This is a genomic window from Metabacillus sp. KJ11-3 (assembly GCF_055808295.1).
Genome location: NZ_CM147865.1, coordinates 2825696 through 2852646 on the forward strand (window position 1 = coordinate 2825696; position 26951 = coordinate 2852646).

At 34.9% G+C, this 26951-nt stretch carries 30 protein-coding genes, 2 pseudogenes and 1 riboswitch; of the genes and pseudogenes, 17 read left to right on the forward strand and 15 right to left on the reverse strand.

Features of this window, described 5'->3' with window-relative positions; all coding sequences use genetic code 11:
• Position 1 precedes the first annotated feature (1 nt).
• Both AC0L8O_RS14345 and AC0L8O_RS14350 read right to left on the reverse strand, forming a co-directional pair.
• Entirely contained in the window at positions 2 to 3247 is a 3246-nt protein-coding gene (locus AC0L8O_RS14345) for an efflux RND transporter permease subunit (RefSeq protein ID WP_473443229.1), read from the reverse strand.
• Between the two features lie 285 nt (positions 3248 to 3532).
• Positions 3533 to 3991: a MarR family winged helix-turn-helix transcriptional regulator gene (locus AC0L8O_RS14350; protein ID WP_026559979.1), complete on the reverse strand. Its 459-nt coding sequence runs from the start codon at positions 3989 to 3991 to the stop codon at positions 3533 to 3535.
• A gap of 204 nt (positions 3992 to 4195) precedes the next feature.
• Between AC0L8O_RS14350 and AC0L8O_RS14355 the strand changes: the two genes are divergently transcribed.
• The gene (locus tag AC0L8O_RS14355) at positions 4196 to 4936 is read left to right on the forward strand and encodes a nucleotidyltransferase domain-containing protein (RefSeq protein ID WP_473443231.1); all 741 of its coding nucleotides are present in this window, start codon (positions 4196 to 4198) and stop codon (positions 4934 to 4936) included.
• A 28-nt stretch (positions 4937 to 4964) separates the two neighbouring features.
• Here the strand turns inward: AC0L8O_RS14355 and AC0L8O_RS14360 are convergent, their stop codons facing one another.
• On the reverse strand, positions 4965 to 5147 hold the full coding sequence (locus AC0L8O_RS14360; protein ID WP_473443233.1) for a stress protein: 183 nt from the start codon (positions 5145 to 5147) through the stop codon (positions 4965 to 4967).
• A gap of 376 nt (positions 5148 to 5523) precedes the next feature.
• On the opposite strand from AC0L8O_RS14360, the gene AC0L8O_RS14365 reads away from it, so the two are divergent.
• The 5 genes from AC0L8O_RS14365 to thiC all read left to right on the forward strand — a co-directional run bounded on the left by AC0L8O_RS14365 (position 5524) and on the right by thiC (position 9854).
• The gene (locus AC0L8O_RS14365; protein ID WP_473443235.1) at positions 5524 to 5805 is read left to right on the forward strand and encodes a hypothetical protein; all 282 of its coding nucleotides are present in this window, start codon (positions 5524 to 5526) and stop codon (positions 5803 to 5805) included.
• A gap of 188 nt (positions 5806 to 5993) precedes the next feature.
• Positions 5994 to 6332, forward strand: coding sequence for a MerR family transcriptional regulator (locus tag AC0L8O_RS14370; protein WP_034332213.1), 339 nt, complete (start codon positions 5994 to 5996; stop codon positions 6330 to 6332).
• Between the two features lie 378 nt (positions 6333 to 6710).
• The gene (locus AC0L8O_RS14375) at positions 6711 to 6884 is read left to right on the forward strand and encodes an aspartyl-phosphate phosphatase Spo0E family protein (protein ID WP_473443237.1); all 174 of its coding nucleotides are present in this window, start codon (positions 6711 to 6713) and stop codon (positions 6882 to 6884) included.
• A 131-nt stretch (positions 6885 to 7015) separates the two neighbouring features.
• Positions 7016 to 7672 carry an MOSC domain-containing protein gene (locus tag AC0L8O_RS14380; RefSeq protein ID WP_473443238.1) on the forward strand — a complete coding sequence of 219 codons (657 nt, stop codon included), beginning with the start codon at positions 7016 to 7018 and terminating at the stop codon, positions 7670 to 7672.
• A gap of 188 nt (positions 7673 to 7860) precedes the next feature.
• Positions 7861 to 7976: riboswitch (TPP riboswitch) on the forward strand.
• Positions 7977 to 8102: 126 nt separating this feature from the next.
• On the forward strand, positions 8103 to 9854 hold the full coding sequence (gene thiC / locus AC0L8O_RS14385) for a phosphomethylpyrimidine synthase ThiC (RefSeq protein WP_473443240.1): 1752 nt from the start codon (positions 8103 to 8105) through the stop codon (positions 9852 to 9854).
• Between the two features lie 49 nt (positions 9855 to 9903).
• On the opposite strand, the gene AC0L8O_RS14390 is transcribed toward thiC, so the two are convergent.
• From AC0L8O_RS14390 to AC0L8O_RS14410, 5 genes are all read right to left on the reverse strand, one after another.
• The gene (locus tag AC0L8O_RS14390; RefSeq protein WP_473448897.1) at positions 9904 to 10308 is read right to left on the reverse strand and encodes a YmaF family protein; all 405 of its coding nucleotides are present in this window, start codon (positions 10306 to 10308) and stop codon (positions 9904 to 9906) included.
• Between the two features lie 98 nt (positions 10309 to 10406).
• Positions 10407 to 11096, reverse strand: a complete 690-nt coding sequence (locus tag AC0L8O_RS14395) for a Ger(x)C family spore germination C-terminal domain-containing protein (RefSeq protein WP_473443242.1) — start codon at positions 11094 to 11096, stop codon at positions 10407 to 10409.
• Positions 11060 to 11518 carry a Ger(x)C family spore germination protein gene (locus AC0L8O_RS14400; RefSeq protein ID WP_473443244.1) on the reverse strand — a complete coding sequence of 153 codons (459 nt, stop codon included), beginning with the start codon at positions 11516 to 11518 and terminating at the stop codon, positions 11060 to 11062. The genes AC0L8O_RS14395 and AC0L8O_RS14400 overlap by 37 nt, the downstream gene beginning before the upstream one ends.
• The gene (locus AC0L8O_RS14405) at positions 11409 to 12611 is read right to left on the reverse strand and encodes a GerAB/ArcD/ProY family transporter (protein WP_473443245.1); all 1203 of its coding nucleotides are present in this window, start codon (positions 12609 to 12611) and stop codon (positions 11409 to 11411) included. Before AC0L8O_RS14405 ends, AC0L8O_RS14400 begins: the two co-directional genes overlap by 110 nt.
• A gap of 34 nt (positions 12612 to 12645) precedes the next feature.
• Positions 12646 to 13977: a spore germination protein gene (locus AC0L8O_RS14410; protein WP_473443247.1), complete on the reverse strand. Its 1332-nt coding sequence runs from the start codon at positions 13975 to 13977 to the stop codon at positions 12646 to 12648.
• Positions 13978 to 14117: 140 nt separating this feature from the next.
• On the opposite strand from AC0L8O_RS14410, the gene AC0L8O_RS14415 reads away from it, so the two are divergent.
• The 7 genes and pseudogenes from AC0L8O_RS14415 to AC0L8O_RS14445 all read left to right on the forward strand — a co-directional run bounded on the left by AC0L8O_RS14415 (position 14118) and on the right by AC0L8O_RS14445 (position 19302).
• Entirely contained in the window at positions 14118 to 15095 is a 978-nt protein-coding gene (locus AC0L8O_RS14415; protein WP_473443249.1) for a processed acidic surface protein, read from the forward strand.
• 1 nt (position 15096) lies between these two features.
• Positions 15097 to 15693, forward strand: coding sequence for a class D sortase (locus AC0L8O_RS14420; protein WP_473443251.1), 597 nt, complete (start codon positions 15097 to 15099; stop codon positions 15691 to 15693).
• Positions 15694 to 15794: 101 nt separating this feature from the next.
• Positions 15795 to 17464: pseudogene (locus AC0L8O_RS14425) on the forward strand (ribonuclease J).
• 146 nt (positions 17465 to 17610) lie between these two features.
• Entirely contained in the window at positions 17611 to 18129 is a 519-nt protein-coding gene (locus AC0L8O_RS14430) for a hypothetical protein (protein WP_473443253.1), read from the forward strand.
• A gap of 207 nt (positions 18130 to 18336) precedes the next feature.
• On the forward strand, positions 18337 to 18768 hold the full coding sequence (locus AC0L8O_RS14435; protein WP_473443255.1) for a hypothetical protein: 432 nt from the start codon (positions 18337 to 18339) through the stop codon (positions 18766 to 18768).
• Entirely contained in the window at positions 18756 to 19046 is a 291-nt protein-coding gene (locus AC0L8O_RS14440; protein WP_473443257.1) for a YxcD family protein, read from the forward strand. The genes AC0L8O_RS14435 and AC0L8O_RS14440 overlap by 13 nt, the downstream gene beginning before the upstream one ends.
• An 88-nt stretch (positions 19047 to 19134) precedes the next feature.
• Positions 19135 to 19302, forward strand: coding sequence for a hypothetical protein (locus AC0L8O_RS14445; RefSeq protein WP_156931929.1), 168 nt, complete (start codon positions 19135 to 19137; stop codon positions 19300 to 19302).
• 5 nt (positions 19303 to 19307) lie between these two features.
• Here the strand turns inward: AC0L8O_RS14445 and AC0L8O_RS14450 are convergent, their stop codons facing one another.
• Positions 19308 to 20348, reverse strand: a complete 1041-nt coding sequence (locus AC0L8O_RS14450) for a M42 family metallopeptidase (RefSeq protein ID WP_473443259.1) — start codon at positions 20346 to 20348, stop codon at positions 19308 to 19310.
• Positions 20349 to 20528: 180 nt separating this feature from the next.
• Here AC0L8O_RS14450 and AC0L8O_RS14455 point away from each other — a divergent pair, with 180 nt between their 5' ends.
• Positions 20529 to 20750, forward strand: a complete 222-nt coding sequence (locus tag AC0L8O_RS14455) for a hypothetical protein (protein WP_026559995.1) — start codon at positions 20529 to 20531, stop codon at positions 20748 to 20750.
• A gap of 53 nt (positions 20751 to 20803) precedes the next feature.
• Here the strand turns inward: AC0L8O_RS14455 and AC0L8O_RS14460 are convergent, their stop codons facing one another.
• Positions 20804 to 20929 carry a YjcZ family sporulation protein gene (locus tag AC0L8O_RS14460; protein ID WP_226527830.1) on the reverse strand — a complete coding sequence of 42 codons (126 nt, stop codon included), beginning with the start codon at positions 20927 to 20929 and terminating at the stop codon, positions 20804 to 20806.
• A 41-nt stretch (positions 20930 to 20970) separates the two neighbouring features.
• Entirely contained in the window at positions 20971 to 21075 is a 105-nt protein-coding gene (locus AC0L8O_RS14465; protein ID WP_078434634.1) for a YjcZ family sporulation protein, read from the reverse strand.
• Positions 21076 to 21335: 260 nt separating this feature from the next.
• Between AC0L8O_RS14465 and AC0L8O_RS14470 the strand changes: the two genes are divergently transcribed.
• The 3 genes from AC0L8O_RS14470 to AC0L8O_RS14480 all read left to right on the forward strand — a co-directional run bounded on the left by AC0L8O_RS14470 (position 21336) and on the right by AC0L8O_RS14480 (position 23266).
• Positions 21336 to 21902, forward strand: coding sequence for a copper resistance CopC family protein (locus tag AC0L8O_RS14470; RefSeq protein WP_473443261.1), 567 nt, complete (start codon positions 21336 to 21338; stop codon positions 21900 to 21902).
• Positions 21903 to 21905: 3 nt separating this feature from the next.
• The gene (locus tag AC0L8O_RS14475; protein ID WP_473443263.1) at positions 21906 to 22988 is read left to right on the forward strand and encodes a copper resistance D family protein; all 1083 of its coding nucleotides are present in this window, start codon (positions 21906 to 21908) and stop codon (positions 22986 to 22988) included.
• Positions 22989 to 23104: 116 nt separating this feature from the next.
• On the forward strand, positions 23105 to 23266 hold the full coding sequence (locus AC0L8O_RS14480) for a DUF1540 domain-containing protein (RefSeq protein ID WP_084042969.1): 162 nt from the start codon (positions 23105 to 23107) through the stop codon (positions 23264 to 23266).
• A 134-nt stretch (positions 23267 to 23400) separates the two neighbouring features.
• Here the strand turns inward: AC0L8O_RS14480 and AC0L8O_RS14485 are convergent, their stop codons facing one another.
• From AC0L8O_RS14485 to proB, 4 genes and pseudogenes are all read right to left on the reverse strand, one after another.
• The gene (locus AC0L8O_RS14485) at positions 23401 to 23982 is read right to left on the reverse strand and encodes a DUF3231 family protein (protein WP_473448899.1); all 582 of its coding nucleotides are present in this window, start codon (positions 23980 to 23982) and stop codon (positions 23401 to 23403) included.
• A 3-nt stretch (positions 23983 to 23985) separates the two neighbouring features.
• Positions 23986 to 24368, reverse strand: a pseudogene (locus tag AC0L8O_RS14490) (DUF3231 family protein); the annotation flags it as partial.
• Positions 24369 to 24530: 162 nt separating this feature from the next.
• A complete protein-coding gene (locus tag AC0L8O_RS14495; protein WP_473443266.1) occupies positions 24531 to 25793 on the reverse strand; it encodes a glutamate-5-semialdehyde dehydrogenase in 1263 nt (420 codons plus the stop codon).
• 13 nt (positions 25794 to 25806) lie between these two features.
• The gene (gene proB / locus AC0L8O_RS14500) at positions 25807 to 26937 is read right to left on the reverse strand and encodes a glutamate 5-kinase (protein ID WP_473443268.1); all 1131 of its coding nucleotides are present in this window, start codon (positions 26935 to 26937) and stop codon (positions 25807 to 25809) included.
• Between the last annotated feature and the right edge of the window lie 14 nt (positions 26938 to 26951).

A 26951-nucleotide genomic window follows, 5' to 3' on the forward strand; every position in this document is an offset into this window, starting at 1 on the left:
TTTACTTCTTTTTATCCTTCACAATATCTATCATTTGTTCAAGCATATTGACCATATCATCTTTGTCAAATTTAGAGGGTCCAGGCAATTCTTCTTTCTTTGAATCATATTGTTCATTTTGATGGAAAATTGGATCTTCTATTCGATAGGGTGATACAAGATACCCCTCTGGTGTAACGTATTTTTTATTCATTCTTCTTGTTTCACGATCAACTAAACTATAGACAATCGGAATGATGAATAGTGATAGAAATGTGCTTGAGATTAAACCTCCAATAACCGTTATCCCCATAGGTCGATTGATTTCTGCACCCTCACCCAAGCCAAGTGCTAAAGGTACCAATCCCAATATAGTCGTCAATGCTGTCATTAGAATTGGACGAATCCTTACTCTTACTGATTCCACTAGTGCATCATATGTTTTGAAACCTTGTGCCTTTTTCTGATTGATGAAGTCGACGATCACAATTGCATTATTTACAACGATGCCAGCTAACACAATAAGACCAATTAAGACTGTTAAACTAATTGGAGATTTTGTTACAGTTAAAGCTACAGCTACTCCTATTAGCATTAAGGGTACAGTAAACATAATTACAAATGGATATTTAAAGGACTCGAACTGTGCAGCCATGACAATGTAAATAAAAATAATCGCCATAATAAAGGCAAGTAACATATCATCCTTTGTTGACTCTAGCAACTCTCGATCGCCACTAAAACTAATGTCTGTTTCTTCAGGTAAATCCAGATCTTTAATTTCTTTATCAACTAATTCTGAAAAATCACCTAAGTTTGTTGAATTACTATATCTTACTGTGTATTGTACGGCAGGTTGCTTATCTATTCTTTGAATGGATACAGGTCCTTCTTCAACTTGAATTGTGGATATATCCCCAAGTTCTACAAAGCTATTATCTGGTTTTTTAATTAGTAAACCCTTTAAAGCATCAACATCCTCGGGTACAGACTCATCATACCTGACATTTACCATATACATCTCATGATCCTGTTCATTTGTCATCTGTATCGCATCTGTACCTCTCGTTACATCATTTACGACCATCCCGATTTGGACTGGTGATAAGCCGTTATCAAGTGCTTTATCTCTGTTAACTGTAATCTGAATTTCTTCAACAGTTTCTGTAAGATCATTTGATAATTCTTCAACATCTGTCAACTTTACAAGCGCTTTATCAATTTGTGCAACAGATTCTTTTAAACGCGTTTCATTCGTATCTTTTACATGAAATGTTAACGTGTTAGGTGTAGATCCTGTTGAAGATTGAGTATGAAATGAGAGCTTAGCGGTTTTATTTTCTCTCCTTGCTACATTCCCAAATGATTTTTGAACATTATCGATCAAATCAAATGTCGTAACAATTCGAGAATCCAGATCTTTTAGTTTCACGTATATTTCAGCAATATTTGTTCTTCCTGTACCCCTAAAGGATTCCTCCTGTGTTGTGCCAATCAGACTAACATATAAATCAACACCGTCTTCTTCCTCAAGCTCTTCTTCGATCGCTGTTACTACTTTTGAGGTTTCTGATAAGGATGATCCATTTTCTAGTTCAACGTCAATTGTAAAAAACCCTTCATCAGTATTTGGTAAAAATACTGTGCCAACTCTAGTTAAACCGTATACACTTCCTGCAAAAACGATTAACGTTATACATAACATAACTGTACGATTACGCAAGGACCATTTAATAGCATTGTCTAGAGAATGCATAAATGTAGACTCTCTACGAACCTTTTCTATGTTTTTGGAAGGGTTTCTTAATAGTTGACCTGCAAGCATGGGAACGATTGTCAAGGCAACAAATAAAGATGCAAACAAACTAAAAGCGATTGTCAAAGCAAACTCTGTAAAAAGATCACCGATAATACCTGTAATAAAGACGACAGGTATAAATACCGCAACAGTTGTTAAAGTAGAAGCAATAATAGCAGGACCAATTTCTTTTGCTCCTTGATATGCTGCCTCTTTTGGTCTTTTCCCCATTGAGAGATGCCGATAAATATTTTCGATAACCACGATGGCATTGTCGACAAGCATCCCGATTCCAAGAGCTAACCCACCTAGAGTCATAATGTTTAACGTAAAATCCGCAAAATACATGAGAATAAATGTCACGATAACAGCATATGGAATTGCCACTCCAATAATTAGAGGACTTTTCATGCTTTTCAAAAAAACAAAAAGAATAACCATGGCCAAAATTCCGCCTATTATTAGGGTATTAAACATATTTCCAATCGCTTGATCAACATATTCTCCTTGATCAAAAATGATATCCGCATTAATGGATTCATATTTCTCCTCAGAAAGGATATTTGTCAATTTCTCATGAAAGGCATCAGAAACTGAAGCTGTATTTGCATCAGATTGCTGTAAGATACTAACTAGCAAAGACGGGTTTTGATTGGCACGTGTTATGGTATTAGATTCCTCTTTAGCCATTACAACATCCGCTATATCTCCAACCGTAATATTGTCGCCAGTTGCAGAATCTTTCTTCACAATTAAACTTTTTAATACATCAATGGAATCGATCGTACTGATAACTCTTGTTGTTAACTGTTTTCCCTCAGATACGACTGGATCTCCAGGTGTTGAGATAGAGTTAGCTCTAATTGTATCAACAATTTCTGATTGACTAAGTGAGTATTGTTCCAGCTTATGTTGATCAAGCTTTACACTTACTTCATCCGTTTGTAACCCTGAAAGGTTAATACTTGCTACACCTTCCGTTTTACTTAATTCTTGTTCTAACTCCCCCGCTAAATTCTGAAGATGCTCTGTATCTTGTGATGATGAAAGAGAAAGCTGTATGATCGGAAATTGAGAAGGATCAAATTTTAAAAACCTCGGCTCCCCTGCATCATCCGGTAAAGGTGCATCCTCCATTCTTGTACGAATTTCATCTTGAATATCATCGATATGTGTTGTCCAATTAAATTTCAAGATAACAAGGCTTGCATTTTCCTGTGATGTGGTCGTTATTGTGTCAATACCTTGAACAGTTGATAGTGCTTCTTCTAACGGTTTAGAGACTTCTTCTACCACTTCCTTTGGATTAGCACCCTCATAATTGGTAACAACCACTCCGATAGGCGGGTTTATTTCCGGTATCAACTTTAACGGTATCTTTATCACTGATACAGTACCTAATATTACTACTAAAAGCATTGTTACAATGGTAAACACAGGTCTATTAATTGAAAAATGGCTAATCTTCATCCCGTTCCCTCACATTCCAACTGCTTTATGTACAACCCTTATGTTCTAATCAGCATTTAGGTAATAATTTCTAGTTTTAACAAATTTAAATCAATCCATTCTTCTATTAACATCCAAGCAATAAGCAGACATGAATGGATTTTTATTTCGACGCCTATCTTTGTATTAAGGACAGAACAAAGGCACAAGTGCCTTTGTTTCCTAAGCAACAAAAAAAAGAGAGTGACCATTAAATAATGATCACTCCCTTATAGGTAAACGTTTACAATCAAACTTTTTAGTAATCTACCTAAATAGTAAATGCTGGCTATGTACTCCAGCCTTCTTTAATAACGCTTTCAATTCTGCCTGTTCTTCAGCACTTAAACCAGAAAATGCACGTGCTATCCGAATTGCATGAATCGGATAGATTTCATCTAAGTATGATTGGCCTTTATCAGTTAATTTCGCATAGATCGAACGTTTATCCTTTGGATCCTGTTCGCGATAAATGTAGCCGTTTTTTTCAAGCTTATCAATCACATACGTAACATTTCCACTAACTAACAGCAGTCTTGAACCAATTTGTTGCAGCTTTTGCGGACCTCTCGTAAACAATAACTCCAAAACAGCAAATTCTGTTGGATTAAACCCATGTTCCTTACTATCACGGATAGAATGCTCAGATACACTTTTGAAAGCCCTTGCAAAAACTCGAAACAAATCTAATGCATTCTGTAATTCTTCTTCAGTAAATGATCTCATCCCATCGCCCTCTTGTTTAAAATTAGCCAAAGTAAAATGATTATTAGGAATTTTGGGTGGAACAAAATCCTAATAAAAAAGCCTAATAGTATAAAAAAACAGCACTCCTTTTTCATTTTACTATTATTTAAACTAAATTTGAAGGTTTTAAATAAGAAAAGTATGTAATTATAATAATAGGCAGACAGAAATGGGGTTAAAGCCATGTACAAGGAGATACAAAATATCTTATATAAAATAGAAAAACAAGAAAAAATACACATTTTATTCGCTTGTGAATCAGGAAGTAGAGCATGGAATTTACATGAAAAGAAAAGCGATTATGATATTAGATGCATTTATAAGCATGAAAAAGAATGGTATTTGCAATTATATGAAGGTCGAGATGTTATAGAAAGTTCGTTTAATAGCTTTGAAGTTGTTGGATGGGATCTCAAGAAGGCCTTGCGATTACTGAATAAATCAAACCCTACTCTTATGGAATGGCTTTATTCACCTATCATTTATCGAAACAATGTAATGTTTACCGAAAAATTAAAAAGCTTAGCTAGTCAATCGTTTTCACCTTATTCTGTACTACATCATTATCTTAGTATGGCTAAAAAAAATTACACACGTTTAAAACAAGCTGACCATTGTTCAGCTAAAATGTATTTGTCCGTCTTAAAACCTTTGCAACTTTGTTATTGGATTATTGAAAAAGATGATTTTCCGCATATCGGCTTACACATTTTTCATACGAGTCATGTCACCCCAGTTATTGAAGAGGAAATGAAAAAAGTCATTCTTCAGAAACAATCGGGACAAAACTTCACCTCCAAAACCCTGTTGCATTATATTGAATCAAGCATAAACACACTAGGAGAATTTGCAAAAGAAGGCCGAAAAAATGATAAAAACATATCGAAGGAATTAACTGATTTTTTTATTAAGATGATCAATTAAGGAAAGGACTCCACCTAATAAGGAGTCCTCAGGTTGTAGAAGCCTTTCTCTTTACCTTTGGGATGTTGTGATAAAAATAATTATACTCATTTTTCAATTCGGTTAATGTCATTTTATTCATTACCTGGCTATTATAAACGCCAATTGCCATTAGTTTTTGTGAATAGTAATTTCTTTGCTCCTCAAGTGCAGTTTGTAACATTTTGCTCATAGCACTCAACTCCATTTTATTTTTTACATATTTAAATTTACCTCAAAATTGTTATGCGACAGTTAACGCAATGTTAAGATTTTCTTTAAAGATATTAAGATTGTATTAAGTGAGACTCCCATCAGCGTGGATGTTCTCATCTCCACTGATGGTTAGCGAGACTTTTCACACTCAAAAAGTCACATCTTTATGTCTAGCCTGACTTGGACTTCCTGTCCTTCGTCCGATTTTTACGGGTAAATTACCTCCCACTAGACTTCTTTGCTTCACTCGAATCTTTCGTTAAGAGTTTTACTGCCCATTAAGGGGGATAAATTTGATTAAATTTTCAAAACTTTGTCGAGAATAGTTTCAATAACACATGGAGTTGAAACGAATGACAATTAAAGTGATTGCTTTGAAACAACATCTTTCTCAAACAAAGGTTTATTATCTTAATTTAGCTGAACCAAAAAACCAACAACTATATATGATGATTATTGAAAAAGGAAAATTATTGACTTTAACCTCCTACAATACACGTAAAGATCAATACGAAGAGGTTACTTCTTTATTCCCGAAATCCTTCCTTCAAAACCTTACAGAGCATATCTATTTTCAAATAAATAGTAAGTCCTATAACGATGAAGAAGAACTACATAGAAAATCTATCCTCTAATGTTAAATATCCTTAACTAAGCATATGCTCTTTTACCTCGAACTATGTTTTATTCACTCCTACCGTAAAAAAACCTCACATCTTTTTTACAAAAGTATATTTCCATGTTAGAATTTCTGACATAACAGAAGTTATTAATAACAAAACAGGATATACTTGTAAAAAGAAATGTTTAAGGGGTGGAGATATTGAATCATCAAGACCGCTCTTATAAGGATAAAAAGGTGATTTCAATAGGAACAGTAAGCGAACTAACCGGATTAACTTTGAGACAAATTCGTTATTATGAAGAAAGAAAATTAATTGCCCCGTATCGAAATGATCGTGGTACGCGTAAATATTCGTTTTCCGATATTGAAACATTGATGGACATTGCTGATAAACGAGAGGATGGTGTACAAACAACAGAAATCTTAAAGGAAATGCGATTAAAAGAAAGGAAAAGGGAAAGTGAAGCAGATGTCCGGAAAAAGATGCTTCAAGGTCAGTTAAATGCACAATTCAGATATGGACGTGGAGGACATTGATTACCATAGGCTTCCCACATAGGTATACAGGAGAAATCCTTGGTTTTTCTTATAGGATCATCCTTAAAAAGGTGATGATTTTAGTAATAGTAAAATTGACGCTACAGTAATTTATCAACCTCCTGTAGCGTTTATATATATTCAATTCCTCTTTACAGAACATTTCCCATATACACATCATTACACCCTCCCCATCACCTTCTACTTCCCAACACAAGAACTGTATCCCACTTACTTTTAGGTTCTAAATATAGTATTTCGACTTTTTTTTGCGAAAATAGGAAAAAAACACAGTAATCTATTTACTTTTTTAAATATTAACAGATAATAAAGGTACTAGGTTCATTTTACCTAGATGTTTACTGTGAGGTGTTCATTGTGAAAACACTAGATACCCTAATAGAAGAATATCGAAACAAAATGTTTTTGATTGCCAGAGAAAATGGTTTAAATTCACATCGAACATTAATTGCAAGTCAATACTTAGATGAATTATTGAATATAAAAATGACTGAATGCAAAACTACAAGTAAGCAAATAGAAAAATATTAGTAATCATATGAAATAAGCAGGAAATACATCAATGGGAAACCTTGATGTATTTTTTATCCTATCAGAAATCAGGATTTAGTCCCCTCTATCTTTCCAGCTCGAATATAGAATTTTATAAAGGAAGTGATATTTTGGATCGAGAAATTGTTTGGTTAAGTAAGGGAACACCCTCTACCCTTACTTATAAAGGAAAAGAATTCAAGTCAGGTATCGCAAAACATCAAGTAAATGAATTAAAGGTCATGTCAAATGGAATTATCGGTGATGATGTTGAAAATCATGATTTTCATGGTGGTTCTGAACGGGTGATTTGCGTATATGCATTTGAACATTATGGGTTTTGGGAACAGCTTTATCAAACTACGCTACCCAAAGCAGCATTTGGTGAAAACCTTACATTAACTGGAATGACAGAAAAAGATGTATGTGTTGGTGATATTTTTCAAATCGGTGATGCAATTGTTCAGGTTTCTCAGGGAAGATTCCCATGCTCTACTATTAATAAATACACAAACATTCACACCCTTTTAAATAAAATTGTTGAACACGGCCACACAGGTTATTTTTTTCGCGTGTTAGAAGAAGGAGTAATTCATTCTAACTCCTCTATCAAATTACTGGAAAAACATTCAGAGGAAATATCAATTAGCACCATCCATCATACTTATTTTCATGAAAAAAATAATATTAAAAGAATTGAAAAGATCTTATCATTAGATGTTCTTTCTGAGGAATGGATGGTTCGAATGAAGAAATTACATACATCGTTAGTAGAAAAGTCCCTTTAACCTATAAAATAGACGCAAAATGCTGTCTATCGTTCAAACTTACTAACATAGTTTCAAAAAATGTCAGGCTTTCACTCATATATGAGAGAAAGTCTTCATGTATTTCAAAACATTCAGATAGTACAAAAGATTCTGTTGACTTACCTCTTTACTGTGATATGATTAACCTTGTTTAAAACCAAATTACCATTATCTACTAGGGGAGTCCATTAGCCTGGACTGAGAGAAGAACGCGTTCGAAGTTCTTTGACCCTTTGAACCTGATCTGGATGATACCAGCGTAGGGAAGTGGGAATAAACTAAAAAAGGGTTTTGTATGCACCCCTTTTATTATATTTCCTACATCTACCGAACGGGTTCTGAATTTCAGAACCCGTTTTTTTATTCTTCCGTTTCAATCAAGTAGATGAATTTCTAGGAGGAGATTTAGATGAAGATTACGGTAAAGAAACCTTTCCCGGGCAGCAAGAAAATTTATGTACAAGGTAGTCATCCTGACATTCAAGTACCTATGAGGGAAATTTCACAAGGAGCAACGATTAATACTCTCGAGAAAAAAGAGAATCCACCTATACAGGTATATGATACGAGTGGACCTTATACAGACCAGAATGCTGAAATAAATATTTCGAAGGGGCTACGTAGAATAAGAGAAAATTGGATTAAAAGTCGACAAGATGTTGAACATTATGCAGGTCGGAAAACGAAACCAGAAGATAACGGGTATAGAACAAAACTTCCCGAAACATCCGATGTATTCCCATCAGAAGCTATAACTCCACTTGTAGCTAAACAAGGTAAAAGAGTTACCCAGCTTCATTATGCACGACAAGGAATGATTACACCGGAAATGGAGTTTATCGCGATTCGCGAGCAAATGGATCCTGAATTTGTTCGAAATGAGGTTGCTTGTGGCCGCGCCATTATACCCGCAAATATTAATCATCCTGAAAGTGAACCGATGATTATCGGAAAAAACTTTCATGTGAAAATTAATGCAAATATCGGAAATTCTGCTGTTTCTTCTTCAATTGATGAGGAAGTTGAAAAAATGACATGGGCAATTCGCTGGGGTGCAGATACGATTATGGATTTATCAACTGGAAAAAACATTCACACAACAAGAGAATGGATCATACGTAATTCTCCTGTTCCAGTTGGTACCGTACCAATTTACCAGGCATTAGAAAAGGTAAGTGGAATTGCCGAGGATTTAACATGGGAAGTGTATCGTGACACACTTATTGAACAAGCAGAGCAGGGTGTCGACTATTTCACTATTCATGCAGGTGTACTTTTGCACTATATCCCTCTTACTACTACCCGGACAACAGGAATCGTTTCTCGAGGAGGTTCCATTTTAGCCCAATGGTGTTTAGCTCATCATAGAGAAAATTTCTTGTATACTCACTTTCGTGAAATATGTGAAATTTTATCAGCATATGATATTGCCCTTTCATTAGGTGATGGGTTACGCCCCGGCTCAATTGCTGATGCAAATGACGAAGCACAGTTTGCAGAACTCGAAACACTAGGTGAGCTAACAAAAATTGCTTGGGAGTATGACGTTCAAGTCATGATTGAAGGACCTGGACATGTTCCTATGCACTTAATTAAAGAAAATGTCGAGAAGCAACAAACGATTTGCCAAGAAGCTCCCTTTTACACTTTAGGACCGCTAACAACTGATATCGCCCCAGGCTATGACCATATTACTTCAGCGATAGGGGCAGCCATGATCGGTTGGTTTGGAACTGCAATGTTATGCTATGTGACACCTAAGGAACATCTTGGCTTACCAAATAAAGATGATGTTCGGGAAGGAGTTATTGCTTATAAAATCGCTGCACATGCCGCCGATTTAGCCAAAGGGCATCCAGGCGCCCAACAACGAGATGATGCGCTTTCAAAAGCACGGTTTGAATTTAGATGGCATGATCAATTCAATCTTTCTCTTGATCCTGAAAGAGCAATGGAATATCATGATGAAACATTACCAGCTGAAGGAGCAAAAACAGCTCACTTTTGTTCAATGTGCGGACCAAAGTTTTGTTCAATGAGAATTTCTCATGATATTAAAAATAAAGTCTATAATCTAGATTCAGATGAAGAAATTCGTAAAAAGGGTATGGAAGAAAAAGCAAAGGAATTTGCTGAGTGGGGTTCAAAAATATACAGATAACATGTTAGGGATTTATCCGCTTGGCTAAATCCCTTCCTTCTTTATCCTTTTAGCAGTTTTCTAAAAAACGTCTAAAAAATGGATCCATTCCAACTATATCAAGCGTTCGACCAGAAAACGTGTGATCATGTTTCGGACGTTCACTATTCCCGTACAATACACCACCATACTGTGATAAAACAGCCTCATCATAGTTATAATATGTACGGCTCTCAAACAAATGATAGTGGCCACCATTTTCTAAAGGTATTGCAGGACCCGTTTCTCCATAAAAGCGGTGATAATGGTTCTTCGTACTCATCGTCACACCTCTAAAGTAATGGCGATGACGATCAAAGCTATTTCCATTTACAGTTAATGTAAATCCCTTTAATAGATGATCATGCTCTTTCGATACCGATGTTTTCACTTCAAAACGATGTGCGTGGTGGGGCTTAACTGTACCTATTTGCATCAAATGAATCAACTCCTTTTTTGTGTTCATTTCTTCATATGAAGTAATAACAAAATGAGTAAGTTGTCCATACTGTTCATTTCAAATAAATTATACTGTTATTCCGGATATCCTTCTTGGTTCTGAATGATTCCAACATTTTTCATTTTCACTTGTGTATTCACCTTTATATCAGCTAATGGATAAATACGTTCCCAGTCCTCCATCTTTGCGGATTCCTTTCCTGTATGTAATGCGCGGTACCTTAATCCAAACCCGACTGGATCAACTTTTTCCTTTTGAAATAAACGTAATATATCTTCCATTTGACTTGTTACTTCTTTTTCGATATTTTTTTCATATTCCATTTTTTTCTGATCATCTAACACATCAAAAGATTCTTCTACGACTCCGCTTATTTTAATATCAATTTCTATGTTTGTTGTCTTATTTTCAGATTGAATTTCATATGTAGTTCGAACCTGATCAGTCGAGAAAACAAAATATGGTGCTTGATTTTCTTTTTCTACTTTTATTTCTGTTTTTGATGTATTATTGGTGATCATATTAAAGTACTTTGTTTGTTCCCCTTCCAATAGTAGAACTTGTTTTGCATCAGAAAAAACAGCTAACCGGTTTGTTGAAAAATTTTGCTCACCCGCATCAATAATTGGTAATATCGGATCAATTCCCCGTTCATTACGAAGTCTGATTAATTTATATAAATAAACAGAACTAATATATGGCGTTTCTGTGCCTTCATGTCCAAATGTTAAAAACAAAGAATTTGAAGGAAGTCTTTCCCCCATAGGTTTTGCTTCAAGGATTTTTTTGCACTGGGACTCCCGATAGCCGTCCATGCGATTTCTTGTATATCTCTTCTTCTGCTAAACCAATCTACAATATTCGATAAATCTTCTTTGACTAACGAACTACCGAATATAATCATCTTGGCATGACCAAAGTCAAGTTCCTTATCAACTTTGGATTTTATCATTCTAACAGCTTCAGATACCGTTTGTGCTGATTCAGTCAAAATCTCAGCTTCATTGCTTCCTGTTTTCACATCACTGCTTGGAACTGCTAGTTTTAAGGATATTTCATACATATCGTTTTGACCTTTATCTACACCTATCGAAACGACAAAATATCTCTTGTCGATATCTTTGTAACCGCAACCCGAAAAAAAGAAGATAGAACATGACATAAACCATACTAGTACTTTTTTCATTTTGCCGCCTTGTCCCTTCTTTTAAAATGACTTTTAATAAAACGATGCCCATTACTTGTGCAGGTAATAAGATCATCATCCAAGATTTTGCTATCCTTCCAACCATCTCAACATCAAGAAAGAATTGGCTGATTAATCCCAATAAAGAAAAAATAACCAATATGATCATTGGTGTAAAATCTCTTTTCTTTATCTTAATGCTGGGAAAAATCGACTTTAACTGCTCCATCCCAACATGCCAATGCAATGTTACACTCGCAATTGAAATATTAATATACAAACCTAAGAATAAAAAACTTACCCGTTCAATAAAACCAAGTTCTATCCTTAAAGCTTCAGTTGTGGCAATCCAAGGAAACGTGTATATTCCTACACCGTCAAATCCATGCACACCGATAGGTATGAAAAAAGTAGTAACTAAAGTAATGAAACCAAGAAAACTTAAAATAAAAATCGAGAATCCAACTTTCACCTCTTTAAAGTATCGATTAAAAATAACAAGATTTGCATATCCAGTATAAACAAACGATGCTGTTGATATCGTTTCAAAATTCGGGATTTCCTGATAGTATGTTAGTGCAACACGGGCTGAATCCCAAATAATTTCATTGTTTGTATAAGATTTAAATATGATAAACGCAATAAAAGGGAGGTTTAATAATAAAATGATTTCTATAGCATACAGAATGTGTTTAGAATGCATTAATGCTCCAAAGAAGATAATGACCAAAAAGGAAAGCATAATGACCAGTTCGTCTAATTCTGGGTTGATATATTGTTTTGAAATATGTGTAAATATGGTTAACGTTACAAAGCCGGCAATAAACCATAATAACCCCTGAAAAAATAAATAAAAAAACCGAAACCATTTTTGTGTATACTTTTCGAGAATTTCAGGTATACCCTGTTCCGGAAATTTACTGATATATTTTACAAAATAGAATATAAGTAACATTCCAATCGGCAGACTGATAAACATGCCAAGTAAAGCACCCTTACTTCTGTTTTCAATTAAAACAGTTGGAACATATGCGACAATATTTGTGAGCATATTTAAAATGAGCATAATATAAAAGTATCGTTTCGACATCATCAACTTCCTAATCTATTTTTAAGCTTCGCAGTATTTATTTTCTGAATTGTTCTCCATTAAAAAATGCCAAATACGGCCTGCCAAAGCTATTTAAACTTACCAAATAATATATGATCCCAATTAACCCAAAAATCACTCCAATTAATCCAGTAAAAGTGGAGACTATTAACAGCAAATACTTTGTGACTCGCATTGCGAAGCCCATTTCATTAATCGGAATCACAATATTAGAAATGGCTACTGCGGAAACAATAATAATCATAATATTACTTACCAGACCTGCCTCTGTTGCAGCTTGTCCTAAAATAAGCCCACCAACAGTTGTAGCAGTCGGACCAATTGCTTTAGGTAATCTGATACTGGCTTCTGTTAACAATTCCATCATAATAAGCATAAAAAATACCTCGATATATGCCGGATATGGCACAGACATTCTGCTGCCAGCAATCGACAATGCCAACTGAACACGAAATAACTCAGGATTATAAGCTGTTATACCAACATACATTGCCGGCAGCAATAGGGCTGTTCCCAACCCCAGATATCGTAATAAGACTAAAAATTTCGCAATCCAGGAAGGTAAATACAGATCATCCATTGAGCTCATAAAATCATAGAAAACAGAAGGTAAAATCAATGCAAATCTCGTCCCTTCCATCATGACAATTACCTTACCTTTTGAAAGATTATAAGCGATCCGGTCAGGTCGTTCTGTTATGACAATTGTCGGAAACAGAAAAGACTTATGCCTAGTAATCATCCTTGATAGCTGTGAAACGGATTGTACAACGTCTTTATCAATTTCATTTAATCTTTGATAAAGCTCTTGTAATACTTCTTTATCTACTTCTATCGAATCATAGAGAATCTTTAACCCCATCTGTGATTTCTTTCCTACTCTATAATCATCAAATGCAAGTGAAGATTGATGATACCTGTGGCGAATAATATTCATATTAGTTTCGAGGTCTTCACTTAATCCTGTTTGGGGACCTTGAATAGTCGTTTCAATTGTTGTTTCAGGTATCGCTTTATTAAGTATTTTTTTAACATCAAGAATGAAATGAAGATCATTTAAGAAAATAAGGACTGAACCTTTTAGCAATAGCTCAATAGGATTGTCACTATCCTCAATCTCTCGAACTCCCGATAATGATAATAAATAGTCTTCATATCCCCCAATCTCTATTTCCTCAAAAAAAGGTACATAAAGATCTTTGTGAATTTTCTCTACATCACAAATGCTGCTTATGTACCATAACTCACATACCTTCCCTTCGGCTTCAAATCTTTGGTTCACCAAATCAGGAGAGCCTGTTAATTCTTTTTTTATATCATCTATCATTTCTTGCTTAGATTTGAGCATAGCTTAAACTCCCCACCTGGTCTTACTTTAAATTTATCGTTTGCTATAAGTGGAAAATTATACTTTAAAATCAAATTATTCACATTCCTTCCTTTTTAATGAATAGATCAAAACATTAAACACACATACTATCATCATCTATGTATGTTGGAGGGAAGGCTAATGAAAAAGTTTTTTGTAGTAAATCTTTTTTCCTTTGTTTCTTATGTCAAACAACTCAAGCAGCACCACCACAAGATGAAGTAACCAAAATCCTTTCAGAAATAAATTGGACACAGCAACAATTAACTAATTATCTCGAGTATTATGAATTGACCCTGGATGATTTTGAAACTGGTGATGACCTGCGGATGATTTTAGGGACAGCAATTACTCCAGAAAACTTAGCGGAACTTTTACAACAATATGAAATGAACAGACAAGAATTGGATATTGTTCTAGCTGAATTTGGTGAAACAATTGAGGATTATTATTTTATTGAAGATCTTGATGTTGCCTTGAATTTTTACTTAGATCATGATGGTGAAATGGCTGAAATCGAAGAATTTTTATCCTTAATCGGGTTAACTGAGGAAGAAGTAGATGCCCTTTTTACCCACTTTATGGAATTAGATGAAAAAAAACTTGAACAACAGATGGAAACTATAATGTCCCGTTTAGATCCTTACTTGACTTTGGACGATATAACTACATTATCAGAAGTACAGCAAGATGAAATGATTGGTCTCTTTCAAGAGATCATGAATGCATTAAATCTAAAAGCCCAGTTTACGTTGGTAGATAACAATGATGTAGAAACCAACGTCACATTTAAGCAATTAATGAATATGGAGGAATTGTACAATAATGACCTACTTATTACTCTCTATAGTCAACAAGGAGAACTTATTTTAGATATGCGGTTATCAGAAGATATGCTTAACTCCGAATTTTTTATTGAATCAGGAATTGAATTTGCTAAGCTAGGAGATTTAGCAGGAGAATTAACGAATATGCTGCATGATCGTCTACCTGATACAGCCTCTTCTATATGGATAAGTTTAATAATCGGGTTCATACTAGTGGGCATTGGCGTTACGGGTATCTTGTTTCTAAAAAGGGGCAGACAGGTGGGGTAAAATGATCAATCGTTTTGTTTCATTCCTTTCCTTTTGGTTCGTAATTATTGGATGTAGCTTCATTATCTATCAATCCTATTGGCTATTAAATATGTTTCTATCTGTTGAACAGGATGTTCATGCACCTTATTCAGAACCTGGTATGGGGAAAGCATCCCAAACAGTGACTTCTTCTCTTCCTATGGAAGAAGGTGAAAAAATCGGTATCCTCTCCATTCCAAAACTCGAGAAAACTCTACCTATTTATGAAGGGGTAGGTGAAGACATACTGAAGAAAGGAATTGGTCACATTCCTTCTACACCCCTACCCGGTCAACAAAGTAATGCAGTATTATCCGGTCACCGAGATACTTTTTTCCGGGGGCTTGATCGATTAAAAATAGGAGATTCTCTCATTGTAACAAGTAATAATAAAACATATATTTTTAAAATTAAGAAAATACGAATTGTCGATAAGAATGACCAAACTGTTATCGTCCCAAAGCCAAGAAGCACATTAACACTTACAACTTGTTATCCTTTTACTTATATTGGCCCTGCACCTCAACGATATATTGTTGAAGCACAACTACTTACAAAGCCAAAGATAGAACAATAGTGTAGATGAGAGCTGACAATTGCCTTTTTCTTAGTAAACTTCATATCGAACATTTATAACTATCATCATAACCATCAAATTAGCTTAGGAGGATATAAAGTATGACACAAAAGGAACAACTATCTATTTTTGCATTAGGCGGTGTTAACGAAATTGGAAAAAACATGTATGTTGTTCAATACTCTAACGAAATTTTCATCATTGATTGTGGTGGAAAATTTCCTGATGAAAGCTTATTAGGAATCGATTTAATTATTCCTGATCTCTCTTATTTAGAGGCAAACCAAGATAAAATTAAAGCGCTAATTGTTACACATGGTCATGAAGATCATATTGGTGGTATCCCCTATTTCCTAAAAAAATTGAAGGTTCCTATATATGGAACACGCTTTACATTAGGCTTGATTGAATTAAAACTGATAGAGCATAACCTTTTAAGAGATACAGAACTGATACAAATTGACTCTACATCACAAATTCCATTTGAGAAAGTAAATGTGAGTTTTTTAAAACAAATCATAGTATTCCAGATTGCTTAGGAATTGTATTTCATACACCTGAAGGAAATGTTGTTCACACAGGTGATTTTAAATTTGATTTAACTCCAGTGAATAACCAACACTCAGATATTCACAAAATGGCTGAAATTGGGAGGAAAGGCGTTCTAGTACTTTTATCTGAGAGTACAAATGCAGAGCGTTCAGGCTTAACTCCTTCTGAAAGAATGGTTGGCGAGCACATGGATGAAGCGTTTATGAAGGCGAATCGAAAGGTTATCGTTTCTACGTTTGCTTCCAATGTAAACAGAGTTCAGCAAGTTGTCGATGCTGCAAAGAAAACAAACCGAAAGCTTGCCTTATTAGGTAGAAGTATGGTAAATGTCATCGACGTTGCTATGGAGCGGGGATATGTAAATATACCGGAAGGAATGTTGATACAACCTCAGCAAATTCATGAACTTGAACCTGAAAATGTAGCCATACTTTGTACAGGAAGCCAGGGGGAGCCGATGGCAGCACTCGCCCGCCTTTCGACCGCAAATTACCGTGATGCAGAAATACTTGCTGGTGATACGGTTATTTTAGCGGCATCTCCTATTCCAGGTAATGAACGAAATGTATCACGGATTATTGACAACTTATTTTCATTGGGGGCAAGAGTTATCTATGGTTCTGGTAGCTCAACAGGTATGCATGTGTCAGGTCATGGGTATCAAGAGGACCTAAAGCTAATGCTTACGTTAATGATGCCGAAATACTTCATTCCAATCCACGGCGAGTACAGAATGCTTCATCAACATCAACTGTTAGCTGAATCGGTGGGAGTAGAAAAAGATCATACATTCATTGTCAACTTAGGTGATGTTGTTGACATTGTAGATCAACAAGCTTATCAGACAAGAAAAGTTCCTGCGGGTAATACTTATGTCGACGGTATAGGTGTTGGAGATGTAGGTGACATTATTTTACGGGATCGCAAACAGCTTTCAGAGGATGGAATGCTTGTCATCGTTGTTACACTAAGCAAAACAGATCGAAGTATCATTTCTGGTCCAGACACAATATCAAGGGGATTTGTATATGCAAGAGATTCTGAAGCATTATTAAAGGATGTCAATCGTCAAGTTGAAAGGATTGTAAAAGAGCTGCAAAAAGAACGAGTGCATCAGTGGAATATCATGAAACAAAACATCAAGAAAACACTTGGACAATATCTTTATAAACATACGAAAAGAAAGCCAATGATTCTTCCAATTATTATTGAAGTATAAAAGAGGCGGTTAAACCGCCTCTTTACTCCGCTATTCAACTTGACTTTTCCAAACTTTCACTTTATAATATTACACTGTTTGTTATTAGCACTTATTATCTAGTCTAATAAAAGCGTGTAATCAAATAAATGAGAGGAGTGGAGGAGATGTATAAACTACTTGAAGCCGATCATCATTCTAAAAATCCTGACGTATTAAAGGAAGAATTAGAGGATCTGGAGTTTCAGGTATTTCGCATGCAAGATAATTTAAAAGAGATTGCGAAAAAAAGTAAAGTTTTAGGTGTTGACCAAGCAAATGATGAAAAACTTGTGATTGTTTACACACCAGAAGACGATCAATCATGTAAAATTATGTTATGTGATTGTGAAACATCTTATAAAGGAAGTTGGGACTTTTCAATTCAGGCAACATATGCTGATGAAAGTACAATTCACATTGGTGACATAAAAGGACCGGCCAATAAAGGCTACGGTACAATCTGTATGGATTATTTAAAAGAGCTGGCTATTGAACATAACATACCAAAGATTACCGGAGATATCGCTGAAAGAGACTGGGATCATGTTGATCGACTTGTACATTTTTATAAAAAAAATGATTTTTACGTAAATGTAAATGACGAAGACAAGTCAGGCGAAATCATATGGGTATCAAATCTATAATAAAAGGAATAGATCATTTTGAATCAGTTTACGTCTTCTCCTGGATTAAAATGATCTATTTTTGTATACATTAAGCTAAATTCAATGTACCTATACGTTCATTCTTATAAAATATTTTCAAAAAATGAAACCTTCTTATATTATAATCGTATTACATGTATCACATAAAATAGTGATGCTATAACCTACTAGGAGGAAATCAACAACATGTTTAAAAAATTATTTTCAGCAATGTTGGCACTCACTTTACTTCTTACCCCAATTGGAGGCTTTATGTTAGGAGACCAAGTTTCAACAGTCCAGGCAAAAGGCTACAAATCAGGAAAAAAGTCATTTAATTCAAACACAAATTCTAACAGTCCTTCATTAATTAAAAAGGAAGATTCTCAACAAAAATCTTCAACAACCAAAAGCACAACAAAGCCTAAAACTGGCGGTATCATGAAAGGCTTATTTTTAGGTGGACTAGCAGGTCTATTACTTGGCGGATTATTATCAAATCTTGGAGTATTAGGATCTATTATCGGCTTATTAATTAATGTTTTCGCAATTATGGCGGTCATCATGATTATACGTAAGATTTTCACTTATTTTATGAAGAAACGTAAAGATAAGGAAGAAACTGCATGGGGCAAATAAAGGTCTCTGAGCAAGATGTTGTAAATGCGCTATGTTTACACATTGCCCATAAAAGACAAATTAATCCTCAAGAGGTTGAAATTGAATTAATGTATGATGATGATTATGGTTTTTCTGCTGAAGCTTATGTGAATGACCGCAAGCAGGTATTGATTACAGCAAACATAATTGAAGCTTTAAGATTCTGGCTCGAAAATGAAATGAATATTGACCCATTTTCAGCTGCAATTGAACTTCTTTTAGATGATAATGAAGGAATTATAGCCTATATAAAATAAAAACAGAGTCTGACTCTGTTTTTATTTTTTTCTCTTATATCTGATATACTGTAATAGTCTAACATTTTTTCAAAGGAGCTAATGATATATGAGATCCCCGAAAGGACTTCTTATCGGTTCAATAATCACAGATATTGTTTTAATAATCTATCTTTTTACTTTAATAGAAGAAATCGGAATAGGTTTTGTTTTATTACTATCAGCTTTACTTTTAGGAGCCACATTTCTTACCTATAAATTAACCTCAAGGTTATAAATGTGTTAAACATTCATCTCTGATAGAACATAGCAATAAAGTAGTTTGGCTGTATGTTCTAATGAAGTAGTGTGAGTTCTTTCAAAAGCATGTGAGGCATCAATTCCCGGTCCAATTAATCCGTGTACAAGGTCATGGCCTGAGCGGATAGCTGCCGAAGCATCTGAGCCATAGTATGGATAGATATCTACTTTGTATTCAATATTATGCTGTTTCGCAAGTTCTACTAATTTTTTTCTTAACCCATAATGGTACGGCCCGCTTGAATCCTTTGCACAAATCGAAACCGTATATTCGTCTGTTGCTTGCCCGTCCCCTATTGCTCCCATATCTACTGCCAAATACTCTATTGTTTCATTGGGGATATTTGAGTTACCTCCATAACCAATTTCCTCATTATTTGAAATAAGAAAATGGGTTGTATATGGTAGTTCGATCGATTCAACCGATATTTTCTTGATCAACTCTAATAATAAAGCAACACTTGCTTTATCATCCAAGTGACGGGATTTAATGAAGCCACTTGTTGTAATTTCAACTCGTGGGTCAAATGAAATAAAGTCTCCAACTTCTATACCTAATTCACGGACATCTTGTGCATTATGTACACGTTCATCAATCCTAACTTCCATATTTTTCTGATTTCTCTCCGATTTCCCTGCTTCTTTATAAACATGGACAGATGTTTGATGCATTAAGATCGTTCCAGTATAAACTTGACCATTTGATGTTTCAATCTGACAATATTCACCTTCAATTGAGTTATAATTAAACCCTCCGATAAGATCAATCATTAATCGTCCATTGGATTTAATATCTTTTACGATTGCGCCCAATGTATCAACATGTGCGGTAAGCATCCGGTGTTGGCTATCAATTATTCCCGGTATTGTAACAATTAACCCACCTTTATGATTTCTTTTCATTTTCACCTGAAAGTCTTTAAGATACGATTCCACAAATGAAATTACTTTTTCAGTATTTCCTGAAGGACTTGGAATTTCCACTAATTTCTTTATTAATTGAAGTGTCTCTTTCATGAACATATCTCCTTTTTCATCATGTTGAATTATATTGTAACGCAGATTGGTAAAGAAACAAATTATTCAATTGTCATTATTATGTTCCTGCCTGAGATTTCACTTTTTCACATGAATTTGCAATACGGATAATTTTTCTAGTTAAGGGAAACATTATAAATAGTTTTTAAAAAAGGAGATATTGTCATGGATTTGCATCATAATATGGAATTTAAATTAAGTGGAAACTTCCTACCGAATATCAGTAACTCAGATAAACTGAAAATTGTTGAAATCTCTGATAAAAGTATTGTTATCCAAATGAATAACTCAAAAAGAAGAGGTGTTTTCCCAAAAGACAGTTTCCATTACTGGATTAATCGAAAATCACTGATCGCGATACAAGAAGACGAGAAAAAAACATCATAAAAATTAAGCACAAAAAGGACCTGAGAAATCAGGTCCCCTTCTCTTGGTTAATTTTATAACCAAGCAGCGCCAACGATAATCAATAGAATGAACAATACAACGATTAACGCAAATCCTCTACCATATCCATATCCTCCACCATATCCATAACCACAATGACCATAACCATATCCGTACATTAAAATTCCTCCTTTATATAATAATTGAAATCAGCAACAAACTAGTATACAACGTAAGCAGAGCCCACAATAATTAGCAGGATGAATAACACAACGATCAAAGCAAAGCCACCACCGTAGCCATAACCTGGAGTTGCACCACTCATTCACAACACCTCCCTTTCGTTGTACTAATACACTATGTATATAGGTACTTGTCTGTAAGGGCGGATGCACAGTTCCTATAAAAAATTTTTTATTTTAATGGGCATGAAGAATTAACTCGTTTTGTTTGCTAATTTGTTAGAAATCGTTTATGAATAAAGAAGGAATTCAATGTTAAACTGTATAGTATAAAAGTGTTAAAAGTCGATAGTGCACGTCAAACACTTTAACAGCCTATTTCTTATATGTGAAGGATGATTTGATGAAAAAAATAGTATTTCTAATTAGCGTTCTTTGGATGCTTCCTTTCATGGTCTCTGCTCATACAACAGTATCAAATTCCACCCCTGAGGAAGGTCAAGTAATTAAAAAGGAATTATCTGAGCTGAAAGTTGAATTTGCCGGTGAAATTGAAAAACAAAGCACACTTACCTTAAAGCAAAATGATACAGAAATCCCTTTAGATTCCGTTACAGTTAATGAAAAAGAAATTATTGGTACAGTTACCACACCATTAACAAATGGTAACTACGTCTTAACATGGAAAATAGCCGCAAAGGACGGACATGCCATGACAGGAGATATCCCATTCACTGTGGAAATTCCTGAGACTAAAAAAACTGAAACTGAAGATACAGAAAGTGAAGCACCCAAACCACCTGATGAATCAACAGAACAAAGTAGTGATGATACACTTGAAGAACCCCAATATAATGAGACAAACTCAAGCGAAGATTCAAATTCATCAACATTCGCAACAGTCTCAGTCATTGTCTTGATTGTCTTATTGATTGGTGGAATATGGGTTATTTTTCGTAAAAAGAGGTAAAGTATGAATCAACTAATTCCAATTACAGAGTATGCAACATATATGCTCTTTTCTTATTTAGTAGGGTATATCTTCTTACAATTTATACCTCAATCTAGCAAACCTGTTATTTTCGTAACAAAACAGAGCTTATTATTAAGTGTACTAGGCATTATTGTGTTAACTTTTTTACCTGTTGTTCAGGTAATTACTTTCTTTTCTGAGGATGGGTTATTTAGTTTAACTGCCTATTCTATATTAACTGAATTTCAAGTTGGCATTGCCTGGCTCTACGGAAGCTTTTTCGCGGTTTTATTATGGATGACAATTTATGTGGAAGGTCCAAAGTATTTGCAGGCATTTTTGATCCTTGTCATGATTATTTCAGTTGGTTATGCAAGTCATGCTTCGACACTTGATGCTTTATCCGGTTTACTTTCACATTCCATCCATTTTTTAACGATCACCATATGGTTTGGTGTACTTCTTCATGTTGGTTGGTTAGCAAAAGAGATAAATAATTGGCATGCATTTCTTCGATGGTTTACACCTTTATCAATTGTATTGATTGTTATTTTAACAATATCCGGGATCAGCCTCATGCTTTTTGTGGTTGAACCACGCGATTATACAAACTCATGGGTTCTGACATATGGACAGATGCTTTTACTTAAGCATATAAGTATTTTTCCTATCCTTGTCTTTGGTTTAATAAACGGATTTTTATCTCGAAAAACAAAGCAAGATGAGAATTTCAATCCAATTAAATGGGTACAAGCAGAAACATTTATCCTTATGATTGTCTTTTTTATTACTGGAATATTAGGCACACTACCTCCTCCACATCAAGTGAATGCGACATTTTTACAGGAGGGCCCTGCTAATTGGGTGGAGCCAATATTAGGGCTAAATATTCAAGCACCATTTAACGTGCAACTTGTTTTAGGTTTACAATCGATTGTTCTACTAGTCATTGCTGTGTTATTTATCATGATGATGATTGTTAGCTTTTTCAAAAAAATCTCACCTATAATTGCTTTAAGCTTTGGTATCGCCTTTATCATTTCTACCTACCTGGGTTTAATGTTTTCGATTGTTATTCACTAACAAATGAAATCGCATTAATTTTCTGTAAATATAAGTCGATCAAATTTAAACACCTCTAATCCTTGAATAAGAAAGCGGTAGTTTGCTTATCCTAACAATGAAGGAGGTGTTTTAATATGGCACAAGACGTATTATGTGAAGTTAGTAGTTGCATCCATAACATTAACAACGAGAACAAATGTGGTGCAACTCAAATTTATGTAGTGAATCATAAAGAAAAGAACGCTTCCACTAGCAGTGACACAGATTGTAAAACATTTGAACCCTCTGACTTGTAATGTTATTAGAAGAGGCGACCAATTAGGGGTTGTCTTCTTCTTTTATAGTATTGAAAATAATTATCATTATTATTCATGTTATTACAATAAAATAAAAGCGGCTGATAATTTTTCAGTCGCTTTTTATCATTTAATTATTCTTTTTTAATTATTTGATCACGATCGTCTGTTTGTGGAGGTTCTTCAAGCCAACTATGATTTATCATAATATTTGCTCCATCTTCTGCATAAAGGCCAATTTCAGGTACTAAAGAGGCATATCTTAGAGCAAGATCTCTTCTTGGACTTCCAGACATTGAGGCACCATAATTTCCAATTCCGGCTGCAATCATTGCTGAAACGTGAAACATCATGAGCTTATCTGAAAATACAGGAGCGGTCGAATCTGTAAGTGCTGTATCCCACGTCATTGGGGCAGGCAGATCCTCTTTCTTTAAGATATCACTAAAAAGATCTATATGCTTTTGAGCAATTCGCTTTCCTCTTAAAAAATACTCTTTCACTTCTTTTCTTTTCGCCGTTTGAGCAAAACCTATAATTAACGTTTTTCCGATTGCATTTGTTTGAATATTATTAAATAACATGGTAATTTCATGTGCCGTTAAAGGCCTTTTATCTCCCATAAAACCAGCTAAAAAATGTTGTTTCCCAACAAAATCTACTTTATCAGGTACAGAGATATAAGGAGGTCTTATATATGTTCCTTGCTTTAGCATTAGGTCTCTTGTTAAATCCTGTAGTCCAACAGCTAATTTAAGTACACTTTTAAAAAACGATACAACATCAGATCTAGTTGAAAATCCAATTGCCCCACTTGCCCCAGCCATCCCTAATATGGACATATTTCTCAAATATATAAGTGAAAAAGTATCAGAAAATAAACGAGGAGCATCCTTATTAACATCCTCTTTTGTAAAACCAAGGGGTATTGGGAACTTCTCTTTTTGAAATAATTCTTTTAGAAATGCAAGATTTTTTTCGAACCATCAAGTGTGAATTCCAAAACAGGACGAACCTCTTCATCTTCTACTTTTTGTAAAAAATGACTCACAACACATACAGATGCTGTATCATTTATATATTGCGTCCATAAGACCGACATTTCAGCAGCCGTTAATTGAATGTTTGTTTTTTCTGCATTACGTACACCTGCTTTTTTTATATGTGTTATAAGTTTTCACCACCCTTATAAAATTATGTATTATATAGAAATTCTTAGACAAAAAAAGCAGGACCCCCTTAACGGGTAAGTCCTGATCATTTATTATCTGGTTTGACCATTTCCTGACATGAGGAATTTAACTGTCGTTAACGCAGGTAATCCCATTGGACCACGTGCATGTAACTTTTGTGTTGAAATTCCAATTTCTGCACCAAATCCAAGTGCACCCCCATCCGTAAAACGTGTTGAGGCATTATGGTACAAGGCAGATGCGTCCACTACATTCATAAAGATTTTAGCAGTATCTTTATTTTCCGTTACGATCGCTTCTGAATGCTTCGTACCATATTTTTCAATATGATCTATTGCTTCTTCCACACTATCTACTGTTTTTACTGCAAGATCCAAACTTAAATACTCATTAGCCCAATCTTCTTCATTTGCGAGTATTGCATCAGGAAAATAGGATAAAGCTGTTTCATCACCATGAACTGTAATACCCTCTTCATTTAATGTGTTAATTAATCGTTCCTTGTTTTTATCAAGCCACTCTTTATGAATAATAGCTGTTTCTAATGCGTTACAAACAGCTGGTCGGTCTGTTTTTGCATTAACTAGAATATTTAATGCTTTCTCTACATCTGCTTCAACATCAATATATAAATGACAGTTTCCGACGCCTGTTTCAAGGACTGGAACAGTCGCATTGTTTACAACAGCATTGATGAGAGAGCCACCACCACGTGGAATTAACACATCAATATGTTCCTTCATTGTAAACAGCTGTTGTGTTGCTTCACGATCGGTGCTCGCTATAAATTGAACTGCTTCTTTTGGTATTTTAGTTGCGTTCAATGCTTCATGCATAACCTCTACAATTGCTTTGTTTGATGATAAAGCAGATGATCCGCCTTTTAAAAGAATTGAATTCCCTGATTTAAGTGCAAGTCCTGTCGCATCAACTGTCACATTAGGACGTGCCTCATAGATCATACCTATAACACCTAAAGGCACTGTCACCTTTTCAACTAATAATCCATTATCTAAGGTCCAATTCGATAAAATATTCCCTGTTGGATCCTCTAGTTTTGCAACTTGTCGTAATCCTTCTGCAAAATCAAAGATTCTCTCCTTTGATAATGCAAGACGATCCATATAAGCTTCATCATAGCCTTTTTCTTTACCCAATTGCAGATCACGCTCATTTGCGTGAAGAATGTGTCTAGTATTTTTCTCCAGTGTATCAGCTATGATATGCAATGCGTCATTTTTTTCTTCTGTCGATAACAAACTTACTTTTTTTGCTGCTTTTTTCGCTGCAATTGCTTGTGCTTCAACTGTTGTATGTTTTTCTATGACAGACATCCAATTCCTCCTTTTATACTCCTACTGGTAAGGATAATTCAAGCTCACAAACTAAATCGTCAAAATGAACAACTTCTTGCTTTTCAATATTTCCACCTGAGATATTCCTCATTTTTTCTAATTCAACTGTTGAATAATTAACAACCCCAAGACCTACTCTCTCACCTTCATGGTCGAGAATTCGAATGACTGCACCTTTTTCAAAATGTCCTTTTACTTGCTCAATATCTGATGAATAAATACTATGCTTATGATCTGCAATGGACATTTTGACATTTTGGTTTATGACAACTTCTCCTTCTGGACCTGAATGGAAGGCGATCCATTGTTTCTTTCTATTTAAGTTAACCGTCTCATTTGTGACTTCAAAATATGTGCCCTTCGCATCACCTCTTACTGCTTCAGTAAGAATATTGGCAATGCTCGCTTTCCCAAGGAAGGTAGAAATACCTGATGCCATTGCTATTTTTACTGCATCGATTTTTGACCTCATTCCACCTGTACCAACATTACTGCCTGAATCACCGGCACCCTCTTCGATTTCAGGGGTTATTTCATATACTTTTTCAAGTAATTTTGCTTGCTCGTTTTTACGAGGATCTGAGTCATATAATCCTTCAATATCAGAAAGAATAATTAGTTGATCTGCTTCAATTAAACCAGCTACTTTTGCAGACAATGTATCATTGTCGCCAAATTTCAATCGATCAACTGTTACAGTATCATTTTCGTTAACAATTGGGATTATCCCTCTTTCCAGCAGAACATTTAACGTATTTCTTACATTGTTATAGCGAATTTCATCTGAAAAATCACTGCGTGTTATTAATATTTGAGAAGCAACATATCCGTGTGACAAGAAAATTTCCGAATATGCTTCAATTAATAATCCTTGACCAATAGAAGCTGCTGCCTGTTTTTCAGGTAAAGATGTCGGACGATTAATACACCCTAATTTTCGATAGCCAGCTGCTACAGCTCCAGATGATACAAAAACGATTTCATGTCCTTCATCTTTTAATAAAGCAATTTCATCTGCTAATTTCTCTAGTTTCCGTCGACTAATCTCACCGTGTCGACTTGTTAAGGAACTGCTTCCTACCTTTATTACAACCCGTTTCTTTACGTTTTCAAGGGTCGTCATTATATCACTCCTGA